The following is a 978-nucleotide window of genomic DNA, read 5'->3' as shown; positions in this document are numbered from 1 at the left end:
CAGCCAACGTACGTAACGATCGACACCCTCTTGCACCGTCAGGAACGGCGCGTCGTAGCCCGCTGCGCGCAGCTTCGACTGATCGGCCTGCGTGAAGCACTGATACTTGCCGCGCAGCGCATCCGGGAACGGAATGTACTCGATCAGCCCTTCCTTCACCTGCTCCGCGAGCGTGAGCGCCGGCTTGCCTTCGAGCGCGCGCAGCGTGTTCACCACGCTCGTCGCGATGTCGTTGAACGGTTGCGCGCGGCCGCTGCCCAGATTGAAGATGCCGCTCTTTTCCGGATGATCGAAGAAGAACAGGTTCACCTTCACCACGTCCTCCACCGACACGAAATCGCGCGTCTGCTCGCCCGGCGCGTAGCCGTTGTACTCGCCGAACAGCTTCACGCGGCCTTCGGCGCGGAACTGGTTGAAGTTGTGGAACGCCACCGACGCCATGCGCGCCTTGTGCGTCTCGCGCTGGCCGTACACGTTGAAGTAGCGGAAGCCCGCGATCTGGCTTTGCGCCTTCGGCAGCACGCGGCGGATCACCTGGTCGAACAGGAACTTCGAATAGCCGTACACGTTGAGCGGCGCTTCCACGTCGCGCTCTTCGACGAAGCGGCTCGAACCGCCGTAAATCGCCGCCGACGACGCATACAGAAACTGCGCGCCCTGCGCGAGACACGCGTCGAGCACCGCGCGGCTGTAGCGGAAGTTGTTGTCCATCATGTAGCGGCCGTCGGTTTCCATCGTGTCCGAACAGGCGCCTTCATGGAACACCGCGCGCACCTTGCCGAAGTCGCCGCGCGCGAAGCGCTCGACGAACTCGGTCTTGTCGATGTAGTCGTCGATTTCGCAATCGACGAGATTCTTGAACTTGTCGGCGCGCGTGAGGTTATCGACGGCAATGATGCGATCTTCGCCGCGTTCGTTGAGCGCCTTGACGATGTTGCTGCCGATAAAGCCGGCCGCGCCGGTGACGATGAGGGTCAT

The 978-nt window shown here is 62.7% G+C and carries 1 protein-coding gene; it reads right to left on the bottom strand.

Annotation, left to right across the window (positions count from 1 at the left end; all coding sequences use genetic code 11):
* Nucleotides 1-978: ADP-glyceromanno-heptose 6-epimerase (gene rfaD / locus SB764_RS38140; protein WP_410866480.1), on the bottom strand; the 978-nt coding region annotated here is incomplete at its 3' end.

The sequence above is a fragment of the Paraburkholderia sp. SIMBA_027 genome, assembly GCF_046535315.1.
Taxonomy (GTDB): Bacteria; Pseudomonadota; Gammaproteobacteria; order Burkholderiales; family Burkholderiaceae; genus Paraburkholderia; species Paraburkholderia tropica.
This window is presented reverse-complemented; position numbering and strand designations above follow the sequence as displayed.